Source organism: Microbacterium sp., assembly GCF_040394595.1.
Lineage (GTDB): Bacteria > Actinomycetota > Actinomycetes > Actinomycetales > Microbacteriaceae > Microbacterium.
Map to the genome: position 1 here is coordinate 1 of NZ_JBEBSA010000002.1, position 15,203 is coordinate 15,203.

General features: G+C 71.5%; 10 protein-coding genes and 1 pseudogene. 1 reads left to right on the forward strand and 10 read right to left on the reverse strand.

The window, feature by feature from the left end; genetic code table 11:
- The 9 genes and pseudogenes from ABWO84_RS02765 to ABWO84_RS02805 form a co-directional block, all read right to left on the reverse strand.
- A pseudogene (locus ABWO84_RS02765) lies at positions 1–97 on the reverse strand (Na(+)/H(+) antiporter subunit C); the annotation flags it as partial.
- Positions 97–3,015: a Na+/H+ antiporter subunit A gene (locus ABWO84_RS02770; RefSeq protein ID WP_353112306.1), complete on the reverse strand. Its 2,919-nt coding sequence runs from the start codon at positions 3,013–3,015 to the stop codon at positions 97–99. The pseudogene ABWO84_RS02765 and the gene ABWO84_RS02770, both read right to left, overlap by 1 nt.
- Positions 3,016–3,060: 45 nt before the next feature.
- Positions 3,061–3,579, reverse strand: a complete 519-nt coding sequence (locus tag ABWO84_RS02775; protein ID WP_353112308.1) for a hypothetical protein — start codon at positions 3,577–3,579, stop codon at positions 3,061–3,063.
- A 10-nt stretch (positions 3,580–3,589) separates the two neighbouring features.
- Complete coding sequence (locus tag ABWO84_RS02780) at positions 3,590–5,023, reverse strand: LuxR C-terminal-related transcriptional regulator (protein WP_353112310.1); 1,434 nt, start codon at positions 5,021–5,023, stop codon at positions 3,590–3,592.
- Between the two features lie 181 nt (positions 5,024–5,204).
- The gene (locus ABWO84_RS02785; protein WP_353112312.1) at positions 5,205–5,690 is read right to left on the reverse strand and encodes a hypothetical protein; all 486 of its coding nucleotides are present in this window, start codon (positions 5,688–5,690) and stop codon (positions 5,205–5,207) included.
- Between the two features lie 132 nt (positions 5,691–5,822).
- Entirely contained in the window at positions 5,823–6,965 is a 1,143-nt protein-coding gene (locus tag ABWO84_RS02790) for a hypothetical protein (RefSeq protein ID WP_353112314.1), read from the reverse strand.
- A gap of 135 nt (positions 6,966–7,100) precedes the next feature.
- Complete coding sequence (locus tag ABWO84_RS02795) at positions 7,101–8,234, reverse strand: hypothetical protein (RefSeq protein ID WP_353112316.1); 1,134 nt, start codon at positions 8,232–8,234, stop codon at positions 7,101–7,103.
- A gap of 175 nt (positions 8,235–8,409) precedes the next feature.
- Positions 8,410–11,001 carry a LuxR C-terminal-related transcriptional regulator gene (locus tag ABWO84_RS02800; protein ID WP_353112318.1) on the reverse strand — a complete coding sequence of 864 codons (2,592 nt, stop codon included), beginning with the start codon at positions 10,999–11,001 and terminating at the stop codon, positions 8,410–8,412.
- A 220-nt stretch (positions 11,002–11,221) separates the two neighbouring features.
- Positions 11,222–12,400, reverse strand: coding sequence for a hypothetical protein (locus ABWO84_RS02805; RefSeq protein WP_353112320.1), 1,179 nt, complete (start codon positions 12,398–12,400; stop codon positions 11,222–11,224).
- A gap of 259 nt (positions 12,401–12,659) precedes the next feature.
- Between ABWO84_RS02805 and ABWO84_RS02810 the strand changes: the two genes are divergently transcribed.
- Positions 12,660–14,144 (forward strand): hypothetical protein, encoded by a 1,485-nt coding sequence (locus tag ABWO84_RS02810; RefSeq protein ID WP_353112322.1) that lies wholly within the window; start codon positions 12,660–12,662, stop codon positions 14,142–14,144.
- Positions 14,145–14,382: 238 nt separating this feature from the next.
- On the opposite strand, the gene ABWO84_RS02815 is transcribed toward ABWO84_RS02810, so the two are convergent.
- Positions 14,383–15,156 (reverse strand): GntR family transcriptional regulator, encoded by a 774-nt coding sequence (locus tag ABWO84_RS02815; protein ID WP_353112324.1) that lies wholly within the window; start codon positions 15,154–15,156, stop codon positions 14,383–14,385.
- Positions 15,157–15,203: the final 47 nt, after the last annotated feature.

Genomic DNA, 15,203 nt, shown 5'->3' on the forward strand with positions numbered 1-15,203 from the left:
CGATGAGCACGCGGGTGAGGCTGCGCTCGAGCATCGCGTAGACGCCGCAGGCGAAGAGCACGGCCATGATCACGATGAGGGTCAGCGAGACGTCCATCAGACGCTCACCCCCCGTGCGCGCATGTCCTGCGCCTGACGGTCGACCTCGGCGCCGAGGCTGCGGAGCACGTCGAGCACCAGGCCGATCACGACGATGTACACGCCGACGTCGAAGACCGTCGAGGAGACGAACTCCAGGTGGCCCAGCACGGGCACCTCGGCCTCCCACACCACGCTCTCGAGCGGGGCCATGCCGAAGAACAGCGGCACCACGGCGCTCCCGACCGCGAGGATGAGCCCGGTGCCCAGCAGGCGCCCGGCGTCGGTGGGCGCGGCGGCGCCGAGCTCCCATCGGCCCCCGGCGATGTACCGCATCACCAGCGCCATGCCCGCGACGAGACCGCCCGCGAAGCCGCCGCCCGGTCCGTTGTGACCGGCGAAGAGCAGGAAGATCGAGACGACGATGACGGTGTGGAACAGGATCCGCACGATCACCTCGAGCAGGATGGACCTGTTCTCCGGCTTCATCTGCTGACCGCCGATCAGCCAGGCGCGGGCGTGGGAGCCGTTCTCCGCGGTCTCGAAGCGCAGGCCGTCCGAGGTCTCTACGAGCGGACGGCGCAGGGTGCGACGCCGCTTGGTCGCGGGCAGCGCCCGGGTGGCGGAGAGCAGGTCGGCGCGGTGCGTGACGAACACGAGCGAGGCGACGCCCGTGGCTGCGAGCACCAGCACGCTGAGCTCCCCCATCGTGTCCCAGCCGCGGAGGTCGACGAGCGCGACGTTCACGACGTTCCTGCCGTGCCCGTACTCGTAGGCGAGCTCCGGGAACGCGAGAGATATGGGCTCGGTCATCCGCGCCTGCGTGGCGACGATCGCGACGAACGCCATGGTGACGCCGACGCCGACGCCGAGGAGGGCCCGGGGGATGCGGCCGACCGAGGCGTTGTGCTCGCCCATCCGCGCCGGCAGCCGCCTGAGCACCAGGGCGAAGGTCACCATCGTGACGGTCTCGACGAGGATCTGCGTGAGCGCCAGATCGGGGGCGCCGCTGGTGGCGAACAGCACGATCATGCCGAGGCCGGTGACCGACACGAGCACGACACCCGTGTAGCGCTTCTGCGCGCGCACGGCGAAGACGCCCGCCGCCGCCATGATCGGCGCGACGACGATCTGCGCGGTCGTGTGCCACCCCGAGAGCGTCAGCTCGTCGGGGATCGCGGCGACGAGCACGGTGGCTTCGGCGGCGACGACCACGATGAAGATCGTGCCGACGTAGACGGGCAGCGAGCCGCGCTGCGTCAGCGTCGTGGTCAGCACCGAGAGCCGGTCGACGCCGCGCATCACGAGGTAGTAGGCATCGGATGCCGTGAACGGAATGAGTCTCGGCTTCGTGTCCCATCCCGTGCGGCGGGTGAGCAGGAAGAGCCCGATCCCGAGGAGGATCGACAGGATCGAGATGCCCAGCGCGGGCTCGAACCCGTGCCAGAGCGCGAGGTGACCGGGACCGTGCGCGTCGTCCGGGGCGGTGAGGGCGTAGCCCTGCAGCACGTGGTCGAGGGCGGGCGAGCCGATCCCGACGGCGAGCGTGGCGCCCGCGAGGAGGATCGGCGCCGCGAGGAACCCCACGGGCGGGTCCGGCCAGGCGGTGTCAGGCATCCGGGCACCCTCGGCGTCCTTCTTGCGCCAGAACGCACCCCAGAGGAAACGCACGCCATATGCCGCGGTGAGCATGGACCCGGCCACGACGCCGATGAGGGCGACGAGACCCCAGGGCTCGCCGGATGCGGCGGCGTCGAGGAGGGCGGTGAGCGTCGACTCCTTCGCGACGAAGCCGATCGTGGGGGCGATGCCCATCATGGAGGCGACCGAGATGAACGCCGCCGTCGCCATCACCGGTGCCTGCCGCCCGACGCCGGAGAGCTCGCGGATGTCGCGGGTGGAGAGCTGACGGTCGATCACGCCGACGATGAGGAACAGCGCCGACTTGAAGAGCGCGTGGCCGATCACGAGCGCGAGGCCGGCGAGGGCGGCCGCCTGGGTGCCGAAGCCGATCACGACCGCGAAGAAGCCGAGCTGGCTCACGGTGCCGAACGCGAGGATGCGCTTCAGGTCGGTCTCGCGCAACGCCTGGATGCCGCCGAGCAGCATCGTGAAGACGCCGAGGGTGATGAGCAGCGGCCGCCACGGGGCGGAGGCGGCGAAGACCGGGGCGAAGCGCGCGATCAGATAGATGCCCGCCTTCACCATCGCGGCCGCATGCAGGTACGCGCTGACGGGGGTCGGCGCGGCCATGGCGCCGGGCAGCCAGAAGTGGAAGGGGAAGATCGCCGACTTGCTGATCGCGCCGACCAGCAGCATCACGATCGCGGCGTCGACGAGGGGTCCGGTGGGCGCGGCCGCGAGGATCTCGCGGATGCTGCCGGTGCCGGTGTCGACGACGAGCAGGACAGCCCCCACGAAGAGCACGAGACCGCCGAGCGTGGTGACCAGGAGCGCCTGCAGTGCGGCGCGTCGGCTGGCCGCACGGCGGCGGTAGTGCCCGATGAGCAGGTAGGACAGGATGCTGGTGACCTCCCAGAACATCACCAGCATGATGAGGTCGTCGGTGAGCACCAGCCCGTACATCGCCCCGGCGAAGCCGAGCAGCACGCCGGCGAACAGCGCGACCTCGCGCGACTCGCCGTGGAAGTACCAGCGGCAATACAGCAGCACCAGCGCGCCCACACCGGTGACGATGAGCGTCAGCACCCAGCTCAGCACGTCCATGCGCATGGAGATGTCGAGTCCGAGCTGGGGGATCCAGTGGATCCGCTCCTCCGGCGCCTTCTCGAGCACCTGCGGGGTGAGCGCCAGCGCGTGGATGAAGGCCGCTGCGGGGACGAGGGCGCCGACCGCGAACCCCTGAGCTCCCAGCCATCGGACCAGCGCGGGGAGCAGAAGGGCCCCCACGAGGAACACGACGAGGAGCATCAGCATAAGCGGCTCCTCACGCTCGTCGGGCCTTCCGGCTCAGGCGGGCAGTTACCGGTCCATTCTACGGGTCGAGGTCGAGGGCGTACGCGGGTGACGCGAAACAGAGGGCTCACCGTCGCGAAACACATGATGACCGGCCTCGCTGCGGGAACGCTCCTGCACCGCTCCGGGCCGCACATAGGCCGGAGGTCCGGCGAAGGTGCGCGGGAGCAGCTCCCGGAGGAGGCGCACGCCTCTCGCCCCCGGACGGGCGGGAAGGAGGAGCCCGCGTTGGAGCAACGGCACGATCACGACATGGCGGTCCGCCGTGGACAGGTCCTTGTCACTCCAGAACGGCCTGAGCTCCACCGCCGACCTCCCGTCGACGGACCGCTCCTCGACGAACGTCAGGAGCAGATCGCGGACGTGCTCCTGCGCGTGGCCGCCGATGGTCGCTATCGCCCGATACCGGTGTCGACGCAGCTGCCGGAGTACGCCGACCACCAGGATCACCATGAGGATCAGCAGCACGCCCACGAGGAAGGCGAAGGGTGCGTCCGCATCGAGGAGTCGAGCGACGAATGTCATGTGCCGGGTCTCAGCTCTCGAAGTAGCCGATCCTCGCGAGGAGATCGATCGCCTCTTCACGGGAGGCGACTCCGAGCTTGCGGTAGATCGCTTTCGTGTGAGTCTTCACGGTGTGGATCGAGAGATTCAGCGCGCCGGCGATCCCCGCAAGAGGCTGTGCATCGTCGAGATGATCCGCGACGGCCCGCTCCCTCGCACTGAGCTGGCCGAAGAGGCGCGGCGCGGAGGACACCTCGGTCGCCGGGACAGGCCCGGCGAGCCGTCGGAGCTCCGCGACCTCCGTGCCGAACTCCGGCGCGCTCTCCGTCACGAGATCGAGGAGGTCCGCCAGGTCCCCGCGCGGGATCAGCGCCAATCGGCCCGCACGCGTCGATGCCGCGGCCAGCCCGAAGGCGTCCCCCGCCGAATGCAGCGCAGCCTCGTGGCGGCCGAGGCGGAGCTGCGCGACGGCACGCACCAGCAGAGTCGTCGGCAAGACCAGCAGGTTGTGGGTGCGACGACGACGGACGCAGTCGCGGGTCTCCGCCAGCACACGACGATGGTCGCCCAGTTGCAGCAGCGCGAGCGCACGCGTCGTGCTCGCACAGGGAAGATGACCGGGTGTGAGGTCGATGCCGTCGAGAGCCCGGAGAGCCGTGAGCGGCTCCCCCCGCCGCAGGAAGATCTGCGCCTGCATCTGCACCGCGGCCTGTCGTGCGATCCGGGGCACGCCGGAGGCGCTCAGGGCCTGGCTGATCCGGACGGTGAGGGCCATGGCGCGATGGTCCTCCCCGGTGTCCAGCAGATGCACCGCACGGGCGAGGTCGCGGAGAGCCCGGAGGCTCGGCCTCCGCGTGGTCGCGTCGTCGATGCGCGCGATGGTTCGGGCGAGGCGCTCCTTGTCGGAGGTGACGATGCCGATCACGGTCTCGGCGAGCAGCCCGAAGGGGTCGGCGTCCTCCGCCTGCCAGCCCGATCTGCGGGAGACGGCCTCCCCTGCGATGAGGGCGGCCTCCGCCCGGCCGATCATCCCGTTCAACGCCGAAGCCGCCGCGAGCAGGCCCGCGGAACGGGCGTTCCACAGCGCGTCGCCGGTGTAGAGGGCGCGCTCACGCAGTTCATTCGCGTGTCCGAGCGCTCCGGCAGCGTCGCCCAGCAGGATCCGCGCTTCGGCGACCGCCGCATCCAGTGCCATCGTCGCTCCGGAGGGGGCTCCTCGATACGGCCCCCTCCCCGCCCCGAGCATCCTCTCGACCGCCTCCTCCGAGTCGCCCCGCACGGCGACCATCAGCCGGGCGGCGAAGACGGCCGGCTCATCGGAAGGGACGCCCCGCAACAGCTCCTCGCGCCGGACTCGGGGCACCTCGGCGCCGCCGGGGAGCGCGCTGCGGATCACCTCGTCCGCGAGGGTGCGCGACCATGCCCGGTGCTCGGGCGCCTTCGAGGGAACGAACGATTCCGGCATCACGAGGATCCTCCTCTTCTCGACGATCGCTCCGAGGGTTCGGAGAGGCCGATCCGTCGAGCGACGGACCAGCCCCTCCCGGCACGAGAGCCCCCCGGCACTCGCACCGTGGCCGAGAGGGATCGCACAGGCTGGGGGCCACGCCAGATCCTCGTCCCGGACATCGATGAAGCTCGCTGGGTCAACCGGAGCGCCGGTGCGATCGTGCCGCAGGAACGGGGACCGGGCCGGATGCCGTGTCCCCGCGGGTGCCCGCTGCGGTCGCGGTGGTGCTGCGAATCCCGGCCTCGGCCGTCAGCGTCGCGGAGATCTGAAAGGCGCCGCCTGTGCTCGGCGGGGAGAGCGGAGGCAGCGCGAGGCTCCCGTTGCTGTCGGTCACCCCCGTATAGCGGGAGGTCCCATCGGGGAAGATCAGGCCATCGGTGACCGTGACGGTCACCGACTCTCCGGGGGCCGGGGCTCCGTCCCGGACTGCGGAGACCGTCGAGGTGAACGGCGTCCATGGGTCGACCGGGTACGTGGAGCGATCGAAGGAAAGGGCCAGCCCACCGGAGGCGACCGCGCGGGGGACCGCGGTGGCCGCGGCGATCACGGGGAGCGACCAGGCAGCGCCTCTGACGATCGTGCGGCGTGCGACGGGCGTGCGGGGGGAGGATTCAGGGGTCATGGAAGGTGTGTCCTTCGCGTCTCGTCTCCGCGGCTGGGGTGGACCGCGGAGCTTCATCCGGGGGGGAATGGGGCCCGTGTGGCGCCGGGAGTACAGGGGGTACCGGCACCACACGGGGATCTCGGGCGGGGATCAGGACCAGGAGATGGTCACGATCCCCGGGAAGCGGCCGGGGAAGCCCTTGTAGATGACGCCGGGCTCCTCGGGGACGGAGCTCACCTCGATGTTGGACGGATAGGGGATGGACACCGTCCCAGCGGTCGCGGGGGCGCCCGGCGCCGCACCGCCGTAGTAGTTCGAGCCCGAGCCGCCGCCGGCGCCACCCGCCGCCCCGGACTGGGCGGCCATCCAGAGTGTCGCGCCCGCGCCACCGCCGAACCAGCCGCCGCCACCGCCGCCACCGCCGCCGTATCGGACGTTCTCCTGGGTCGGATCGGCCCGGAGATCGGTCGCCGGTCCGTCACCGCCGCGTCGTCCGACGCCGTCGCCTCCCGGCAGGCCTGCCGGCTGCGGGTACCCGGCTCCCTGCCCGCTCAGTGAGACGAGGCCGCCCGCGCCTGCCGCCGTGTGCGTGGCGTACATGCCGTGGTAGCCGAACTCGCTGAGGGGCACCACCATCTCTCCGGGAGGGTTCGGCTGGGCGTTCATCGCCGCATCCTCCGCGATGTCCTGATTCGGTTCACCCTCGCCGCCGTATCCGGCCCGGCCGCCGAACCAATAGTCGTCATTGCCCCAAGCCGTGGCCCAGCCGGATCCGCCGCCGCCTCCGGCGACGATCAGCGGGGTGCCGGAGGCGTAGTCCGAACCGAGGAGGAGCGCGGAACCGGCACCGCCGCCACCTCCGGCGAAGAGGTCCTTGCCCTGATCCACGCTGTAGTAGCTGGTGCCCAGTCCGCCGTCGCCGTACCCCAGGGCACGCGACGGTAGCCCCTCCTCGCGGTTCATGCCCGGCGCGCCGGCCACGAGGGTCAGCGTCTCGCCGCCGCTCACGCTGAGGGTGCCGGTGACCATCGATCCCCTGCGGGCGCCGACGCCGCCGCCGCCGCTCCCGCCGGCCACCACGTAGCTCACCGTCCGGGCGCACGCAGGCAGGGTGACCGTCAGCACGCCGCGGTCGTAGAGATTCGGCGACACGGTCGCGGTGCCCGCGCAGTTCTGCGATGCCGCATACGCGGGCACGGCCACCGCCGCCGCCACGATCGGCACCGACCAGGCGGCGCCCTTCACGATCGTCCGACGGGGGATGGGGGTGGAGGGCGATGCACTGTCTGTCATGTCCTTCTTCTTTCCTCTGAGGCAGATTCCGCGATACGCGGACATGAATTGAAAATGACCGGTGGGGCGCCGGACGGGACAGGGATGTCCGGCGCCGCACCGGGGTCAGGGGGATCGGCGTCGCCGATCCGGGGATCAGGACCAGCTGATGGTCACGGAGCCCAGGACGAAGCCCGCGGGGTTGCGATCCCAGGACCCGATCCAGACATCGGTCGGGTAGGGGATGGACACGCTTCCGACGTTGGCCGAAGCGCCCGGCGTGGCTCCGCCGTAGTAGTTCGAGGCCCCCGCGCCGCCGCCGCCGGCACCATGGGGCTTGTCCACGGTCCACACGGTCGCCGCGGCGCCGCCTCCGTACCATCCGCCGCCGCCACCGCCCGCGCCGCCGGTGCTGAGGAACAGCGTCTCCGAGTCGGTGCGCACGTCGACGGCTGCGGCGTCTCCGCCGTCGTGACCCGACGCGGCGCCGCCCGCGAGGCCGCGCGCCAGGGGAGCGCCGCTCAGCTCGGCGAGCCCTCCGGCCCCCGCCGCCGTCGGAGTGCCGGGCACTCCGTGCCGCGCGATCTCGGTCATCGTCGTGCCCATGGGGGTCTCCGAGATGCCGCCGTCGCCGATGTTGTCCTGGGCGGGCTCCGCCGAGCCGCCCCAGCCCACGTTCGCACCGAGCCAGTAGGCGTCGGGGCCGCTCTGGGCCCACGACGTCGCGAACGGCATGCCGCCACCGCCGCCGGCGACGATCAGCGGCGTGCCGCTGGTCGACGGGTCGGCGCCGAGGAGGATCGCGGATCCCGCGCCCCCGCCTCCCGCGGCGAAGTTGTCGCGCCCGAGAGCGGTGTCGTAGTAGACGCTTCCCATGCCGCCGTCGCCCCAGCCGGTCGCCCGAACCGGAGCCATGCCGCGGTTGCCGCCACCGCCGCCGGCGACCAGGGTGAGCACCTCACCGCCGCTGACGGCGAGGGTCCCGGTGATCTTCGCCCCGCAGCCGGAGTAGGAGACGTTCTGCGCGGTACCGCCGCCACCACCGAGGACGACGTAGCTCACCGTCCGCGCGCAGGCCGGCAGCGTGACCGTCAGCACGCCCTTCTCGTAGTCGTTCGCCGTGACCGTGGCGGTGCCCGCGCAGTCCGGCGATGCCGCATACGCGGGTACCGCCACCGCCGCCGCCACGATCGGCACCGACCACGCGGCACCCTTCACGATCGTCCGTCGCGAGACCGTCGTCTGCGGCGTCGCCTCCTCTCGCGCGACGCGCTGATCGAAGCTGGTCATAGTTTCCCCAAATCTCCTGGGCAGGGCACCGCAGCGATGCCGCGGGGCGGATGGCTGGCGAGGCATCGGATGCGCTCGACCTCGTCAAGTTTTTGCGGCGGAGAGACGCGCGGCCCGGGATGCCGGCGGGATTGATCCCTCTGGGCGCGGAGATTAGTCCGTGTACTAGTCCCGGTCAGTCGGAGAGGAGACCGAGCTCATGCGCGCGTTCGAGAGCGGCACCCCGCGAGGACACGCCGAGCTTGCGGTAGATGCCCTGCAGCTGGTTCTTGACGGTGTGCGGGGAGACGACCAGGTGCTCGGCCACATCCCGCACGTTGCCGTATCGGGTGAAGGCCTCCAGCACCACCAGCTCCCGCGCGCTCAACACCACCGCGGCGGCCTCACGACGCAGCGCAGGCACGTCCGTCGTGCTCAGATACCGCTGGGCCGTCGCCGACGACCTCGCCTTCCGAAGCGCGCCGAGGTCGGGGGCGGCGAGGTCGAACACGTGATCCCGCACGCCGTAGACCTCCCACGCGACCGCGGCCTCGTCGAGCCACTCACCGGCGAGATCGGGACGACCGGCCCTCAGGGCGGCCGCCGCTCCGAAGGTGTGGGTCTGCGCCTGCGATCGGATCGTGTGCCCGCGCAGCCGCAATGCGCTCTCGGCGCCGTCGAGCGCCTCCTCCGCCCGCCCGGTGTCGAGGAGCACGGCGATGCGCGCCGCAGCCAGATGCGGGCTCTCCCGCAGCGGCTCGATCAATGCGACGGCCTGCGGCACGCGGCCGGCGGCGCGGAGGCCGTGGACCAGCGCGGAATGCAGCAGATCGGAGCCGAGGTTGTCTCCGAACCCGGGTGGCGTCGCGCCGTCGAGCTCTCGCAGCACGCGGCGGACCTCCGGGCCGCCCTCTCCCAGCCGCGTGCGAGCGCGCACCGACAGCGCGGTGAAGAAGGGCCAGAACTCGGCGAGGGGCGCCGACTTCGACGCGTCATCCACGAGGTGGAGCCCGTCCCGGTAGCGGCCCCCCTCCAAAGCCTCCTCCGCCCTCATGATCGCCCCCATGCTGCCGAGATATCCGCGCCGGAGCTCCTCGACCCACTCGCCGCGGTCGACCGTGTCGTACACCCTCCGGGCGGCACGGAGGTCTCCGGCGAGCGCCTGGAAGCCCGCCACGTACTCCAGGGAGTAGTTGCGAGCGGCCTCCGAGACGAACAACGGCATGTACCGGGTGAGCGCGTGGAGCGCGGCATCCACCCTCCCGCCCTGGAACATCGAGTAGGCGAGCTGGCGGACGATCGTGCTGACGTGCTCGCCGTACTCCCGCAGCACGGCCGGATCCGCGTCGTCCAGCAGGCCGATCGCCTCAGCACTCGCCTCCGCCGAGGTCTCGAAGTCGAACGCGAGACGATGGGCCACCGCATGCATCCCCGCGGTCGTGAACCGATCGACGGCCGATTCCGTCGGCGAGGGCGACGGGGTCGGGGTCGCGGCGATCCGGAAGATCCTCGGGGCCTCCAGCCGCTGGGCGGCGTTCGCCGCAAGGGCCAGACCCAGCCCGAAGGCGAGCATCGGATGCCAGGGGAGCGCCTCCTCGGGCACCTGGCGCAGCACGGGGAGATACCGCGGGGTGATGTACGTCTCCGGGTCGGTCACGACCAGGGACACGAAGATCCCCTCGGCGAGCGCGAAGTCCTCCGCCTGAACGGCGAAGCTCAGCGCGTGACCGCTCTCGCCGTTGTCCACCAGCCACCGCGCGGTCTCCGACAGTAGCCGGCGCAGGCGGGCCGGGTCTTCGCGGCCGCGCGAGCGGAACGCCGCGCGCACCGCCTCGACGAACTGGAACACCGCGCGGCGCGCTGCATAGGGTATCCAGTAGCCGAATCCGAGTCGCTCCAGCTCGTTGAGCAGCTCGACGGGCCGCGGATGTCCCGTGAGCCGGTGCGCCAGCCCGGCGTCGACGAACGGGGGCACCGCCACGTCGGCGACGAACGCGCCGGGCACGGTCTCCGGCAGCAGGGACTCGAGGCGTGCGGCGACGACCGCATCCCAGTCGGTGGACCCCAGTGTCGGCACCGCGCCGCGCTGGGCGAGGGCGAGCACGACCGAGCCGACGACGAACGGCAGCCCCCGCGTCGCCTGCGCCACCGCGGATGCGAGCCGGGGATCATCGACACCCGCGCGGACGCGGATCAGCTGCCGGATCTCGTCCACGTCGAAGACGAGCTCCCTCAGCGTGATCGCGATGCTCTCCCCCAGCACGCCCCATCCGACGGTGTCGGCGCGCATCATCGAGGTGATCGCCCGCGACGCGATCACCACACGGAGCTCGGAGCACTCGGCGAGCAGCCGCAGCAGATCGGCGTCGACGACGGACATCGCCTCTCGCAGGTGCTCCCACGAGTCGAAGACCATCGTCACAGGCCCGGTGTCCTCGAGCAATGCGGCCGCGATGCGCACCGGATCGACACCCGCCCGGAGACGAGCCGTCGCCTGGTCGGCGTCCTTCTCCGAGATCAGGCCCAGCCTCGCCGCGGCCACGGTCACCTGCTGCCAGAACGCCAGCCGCGACCTCACGGCGTCGCTCAAGGAGAGCCAGAGCACGGTTTCTTCCCGCCGGTGGGAGCGGATCCACCCCTTGAGCAGCGCTGTCTTGCCGCTCCCGGTCGGCGCCTGCACCACGCACACCCGGAGGTCGCGACCGTCGAGGATCCGATACAGTCGCGGCCGGTCTATGAAGCCGACGGTCCCCGATCCGCCGTGCTCCTCAGGCGTCGACGCGCGCATGTCGCCATTCCCTTCACACCGGCCCTCCCCTGCCGAGACCCCCACGCTGAACACGCCACTCCGGCGTTATCGCGACGATATATCAATTCCAGGACATTTGAGGAGGGCCGCAGACGACCGTCGTCGACCGTGAATATTCAGACGGCCGCGGCACTGAGGATGTGCCCGGAGAGAAGTCCGATGCGGCGCCGAGCGAGGACCGCGCGGCGCCGCATCGGGATCAGGACCAGGCGATGTACACGTAGCCCGGACGGTAGCCTTCCTCGCTCAGCGAGACGTCGGACAGAGTGACGTCGGTCGGGAAGGGGAGCGAGACCGTGCGGACGGAGACGGCGGGGCCGCCCTTGACGGTGCCTCCGTAGTAGTTGGAACCCGCGCCACCGCCGGCGCCTCCGCCGACGCCCGACTGGTTCTCCATCCAGAGGGTCGCGCCCGCGCCGCCGCCGAACCAGCCGCCGCCCCCGCCGCCGGCACCGCCGAACCTGGCGTTGGCCTTGGCCGTCGGATTGCTCTTGCTGTTCGACGCCGGGGCATCGCCGCCCCAGCCGTTGGTGGAACTGCCGTTTCCGCCCGGCAGGCCCGCGGGCTGCGGCCAGCCCGCCCCCTGGCCGCTCAGTGAGACGAGGCCCCCCTGACCGGCCGCCGTCGACGATGCGCTCTCGCCGTGGTAGCCGAACTCGGTGAGGGGCACCACCATCGGCCCCGGGGGGTTCTTCTCGGCGTTCATCGACGCGTCGCCCGCCACGCTCTGCGTGGGCTCCCCGTCTGCGCCGACACCGGCCCGGCCCCCGAGCCAGCCGGCGTCGTCGCCGTTCACGCTCCAGGCCGTGGCCCATCCGGAGCCGCCCCCGCCTCCGGCGACGATCAGGGGGATGTTGCTCAAGCCGCTTCCGATCGGCGCCAGGAGGACGAGCGCCGAACTGGCTCCGCCTCCCCCGCCGGCAGCGAGCGTCTGCTGGGTCTCCGTGTCCCAGTAGGTCGTCCCCATTCCCCCGTCGTTGTAGCCCGTCGCGCGCTGCAACGCCAGTTGTCCTCGGATGAGGCCGCCGGCACCGGCGACGAGATCGAACCTCTCCCCGCCTTGAACGCTGAGCGACCCGGTGATCATCGACCCTCTGGAGTGGCCGATGCCTCCGCCGCCTCCACCGCCGGCGACGATGTAGTCGACCCTGCGCGCGCACGCGGGAAGGGTGACGAAGCGGCGCGCGCCCAGATACTTGTTCGCCCGGTTCACTGCGTTTCCCGCGCAGGCGTCCGGAGATGCGGCATGGGCCGGCACGGCGACGGTCGCCGCCACGATGGGCACCGACCATGCGGCGCCCTTGACGAGTGTGCGGCGCGAGACGGCGGACGCCGCGGCGTCCTTCGTCGACCTCTCGGTCTCATCGAAAGCGGTCATAGCTCTCCCTATCTCGTGGAACGGCGCCGTGGACGATCCGACGGCGCGCTGAGGGTCCGACGGCTTCGGGTGCCGTCGGGCAGCCCCAGTCTCGACGAGCGGGGCACAGGTACCATCGGATCGGCGGGAGATTGGCCCCTGAACGAAGGGGGAATGGGATAGGTACTAGTCCTCTCTCGGATCACAGGCGGCGACTCCATGCCGAACCGTCATCGGCGCTGGTGCGGGTCCCCGTCGCCGCGGATGCGAGAGTTGTCCCATGACACGGGGCTGGCGGGAGGCGGGAGGCTGGGCCGCCGCGCTGGCGATCGCCCTCGCGGTCGTCGCACAGGTGGCGTCGACGGCGCGAGCCGGGCTTCTCTTCCGCGACGGCGACTCTCTGATCGTGGCACTGTTCACGAGGTCGCTCTTCGAGGGTCAGCCGCAGGACTGGGCGTTCTCCAGCGTGCTCTTCATACCCGAGGTCGCCGTCTTCGCCCTGCTCAGGGCGACGTTGCCCTGGCTCGCCGTCGACGGGCTGCTCGCGGTGAGCGCCGTCGTCAACGTGCTCGCGCTCTACGGGGCGCTCCGACTCGCCGCGGGACGCAGCACTCCCGGCCGCGCGCCGGTGGCATGGGCACTGCTCGCGACCGGGGCCTTCGGACTGCTCGCCGTGACGGAGACCTCGTCGTCGCGCGATGCGTTCGAACCGGCGTCGCTGCTGCTGACCACGACCTACTACTCGGCGACGGTCATCGCGATGCTGGTCTCGGCAGGGCTGGTCGGGCGGACGGTCGAGCACCCGCGCCGCGCCTCCGTCATCGCGCTGGGGGCGGTCGCCGCGATCTCCACCCTCTCGAATCCGCTGTACGCCGCATGGACCACCGCGCCCCTCGCGCTGCTGCTCGCCGCGCGCCTGCTGCGTCGCACGACGGGGGCGCTCGCACCGCTCCTCGCACTCTGCGGAGGGTCCTTCATCGGCTTCCTCCTTCGTATTCCGCTTTCGGCATGGATCGCGAACAGCGGCGCTGGCTATGCGAACCCCTCGCAATGGGGCGTCGCGCTGGGCTACTACGGCGGACTGCTCGCGGAGAGGGTCTCCTCACCGGGCGGTATCCTCTCGGCCGTGTTCGTGCTCGGGATGGTGGCCCTCTGCGTGGCCCGCACGCGGCGAGGCGTCGGCGGCGCACGACTCATCGCCGCGGCCGGGTGGCTGATCCCCCTCGTCGTGGTCGTCGGCGCGATCGCGCTCGGCACCCACGCCGGGCGCTATCTGCAGCCGGTCGTGTTCGCGCCGCTGCTGGGCCTCGTCGCGTCACCCCGCACTGTACGGATCCCGAGGATCGTGGTGCGCACGGTCGCCGCCGCCTGCGGTGCGGTGCTGCTGGTGCTGTCGGCGATCAGCATCCCGCGGCTCTCCGGCGCCGCGGCGGCAGAGGACCGCGACCTCGACTGCGTGACCTCCTGGGTGTCGTCCTCCGGCCGCATCGGCGGCGGGCAGTTCTGGACCGTGCGGCTGCCGAAGCTGCACCTTCCCGATCCCTCCCGGCTCGTGCAGGTCGACCACGCCCTGAACGGGTACGCCTGGCTCGTCAACCGCACGGACTTCGCCGCCGGCGAGCTGACATTCCTCGTGCAGGACGCGCAGTCGACGCCCTGGGCGCTGCCCGGCGGGGCGGCCGCCGATGTGACGATCTCCTGCGGCCGCTACACGATCCTCGACTTCGCCTCGCATCCGCTGCGGATCGGCCCGCAGCGATCCTGACCGGGTCCGTGCCCGCCCGAATCCCACGCTCTGTCACGAAAACCGGACAGACCACACGGATCCACCCGCGAAACGGGACACCCTCGGCAAAACGAGACACCCCCGGGACTAGACCGCCCGAATCCCGGACCCCGTCACGAAAACCGGACAGACCAGACGGATCCACCCGCGAAACGGGACACCCTCCGCAAAACGAGACACCGGGACCCGGACCCGGGACCCCGACCCCGCCCCCGGGTCAGGGGGTCGTGGCGTAGTGGAACCGCACCCGTGTCCCGAGCCAGACGGTGCGCGAGGTCTCGACGAGCTCGCCGTCGGCCCGGCCGATCGACCAGTCGACGAAGAGGGTGCCCTCCTCACCGGTCTGCAGCAGCGCGGCCTCCGCACGGCTGACCACCCGCACCTCCAGGAAGTGATGCGTCTCGGTGCTCCGGATGCCCAGCTCGGTCATGGTCTTCGACAGCGAGCCCTCCACGAGCGGCCTCCCTGCCAGCTCCCGGGCCGCGCGGCCGCGCACCCAGGAGTCGGTGATGCCGATCGGGCGTCCGTTCACCACGTGCAGCCGCTTCATGTGCAGCTTCTCGCCCTCGCGCTCCTCGGCGCTCAGCTCGGACGCCAGCTCCGCCGGCTCCGGCTCCGGGGCCCGGTCCTGAAGGTGCAGGGACATGGCGTCCTCCCCCGCCGCGCGGAACCGGTCCCGCCAGGGGGTCATCAGCCCGAAGTCGTGCTGCACGAGCTGCGGCCGGTCGGTCACGAACGTGCCCGCCCCCTGGCGCCTCTCGATGTAGCCGTCCTGCGCGAGGGTGGAGAGCGCCTGCCGCACGGTGATCCTGCTCACGCCGTAGATCGCCGCCATGTCGATCTCGGTCGGCAGCTGCTCGCCGATCTCGGAGGTCTGCTCGATGAGGCCCTTCAGGTCGCGGTGCACCTGCGCCCACGCCGGCATCGGCGAGGAGCGATCGACCGGTCTCGCCAGCGCCGCCAACGGATGCGCATCCGTCTCCGTCCCCATGAGCCCCCTCCTCCGGACGTATCGTCCTAGGTGATTATAACCATAGG

Coding starts and splice junctions, on each gene's coding strand:
- ABWO84_RS02790 (WP_353112314.1), bottom strand. CDS start 6,965: ATGACAGACAGTGCATCGCCCTCCACCCCCATCCCCCGTCGGACGATC.
- ABWO84_RS02775 (WP_353112308.1), bottom strand. CDS start 3,579: ATGACATTCGTCGCTCGACTCCTCGATGCGGACGCACCCTTCGCCTTC.
- ABWO84_RS02770 (WP_353112306.1), bottom strand. CDS start 3,015: ATGCTGATGCTCCTCGTCGTGTTCCTCGTGGGGGCCCTTCTGCTCCCC.
- ABWO84_RS02800 (WP_353112318.1), bottom strand. CDS start 11,001: ATGCGCGCGTCGACGCCTGAGGAGCACGGCGGATCGGGGACCGTCGGC.
- ABWO84_RS02785 (WP_353112312.1), bottom strand. CDS start 5,690: ATGACCCCTGAATCCTCCCCCCGCACGCCCGTCGCACGCCGCACGATC.
- ABWO84_RS02805 (WP_353112320.1), bottom strand. CDS start 12,400: ATGACCGCTTTCGATGAGACCGAGAGGTCGACGAAGGACGCCGCGGCG.
- ABWO84_RS02780 (WP_353112310.1), bottom strand. CDS start 5,023: ATGCCGGAATCGTTCGTTCCCTCGAAGGCGCCCGAGCACCGGGCATGG.
- ABWO84_RS02810 (WP_353112322.1), top strand. CDS start 12,660: ATGACACGGGGCTGGCGGGAGGCGGGAGGCTGGGCCGCCGCGCTGGCG.
- ABWO84_RS02795 (WP_353112316.1), bottom strand. CDS start 8,234: ATGACCAGCTTCGATCAGCGCGTCGCGCGAGAGGAGGCGACGCCGCAG.
- ABWO84_RS02815 (WP_353112324.1), bottom strand. CDS start 15,156: ATGGGGACGGAGACGGATGCGCATCCGTTGGCGGCGCTGGCGAGACCG.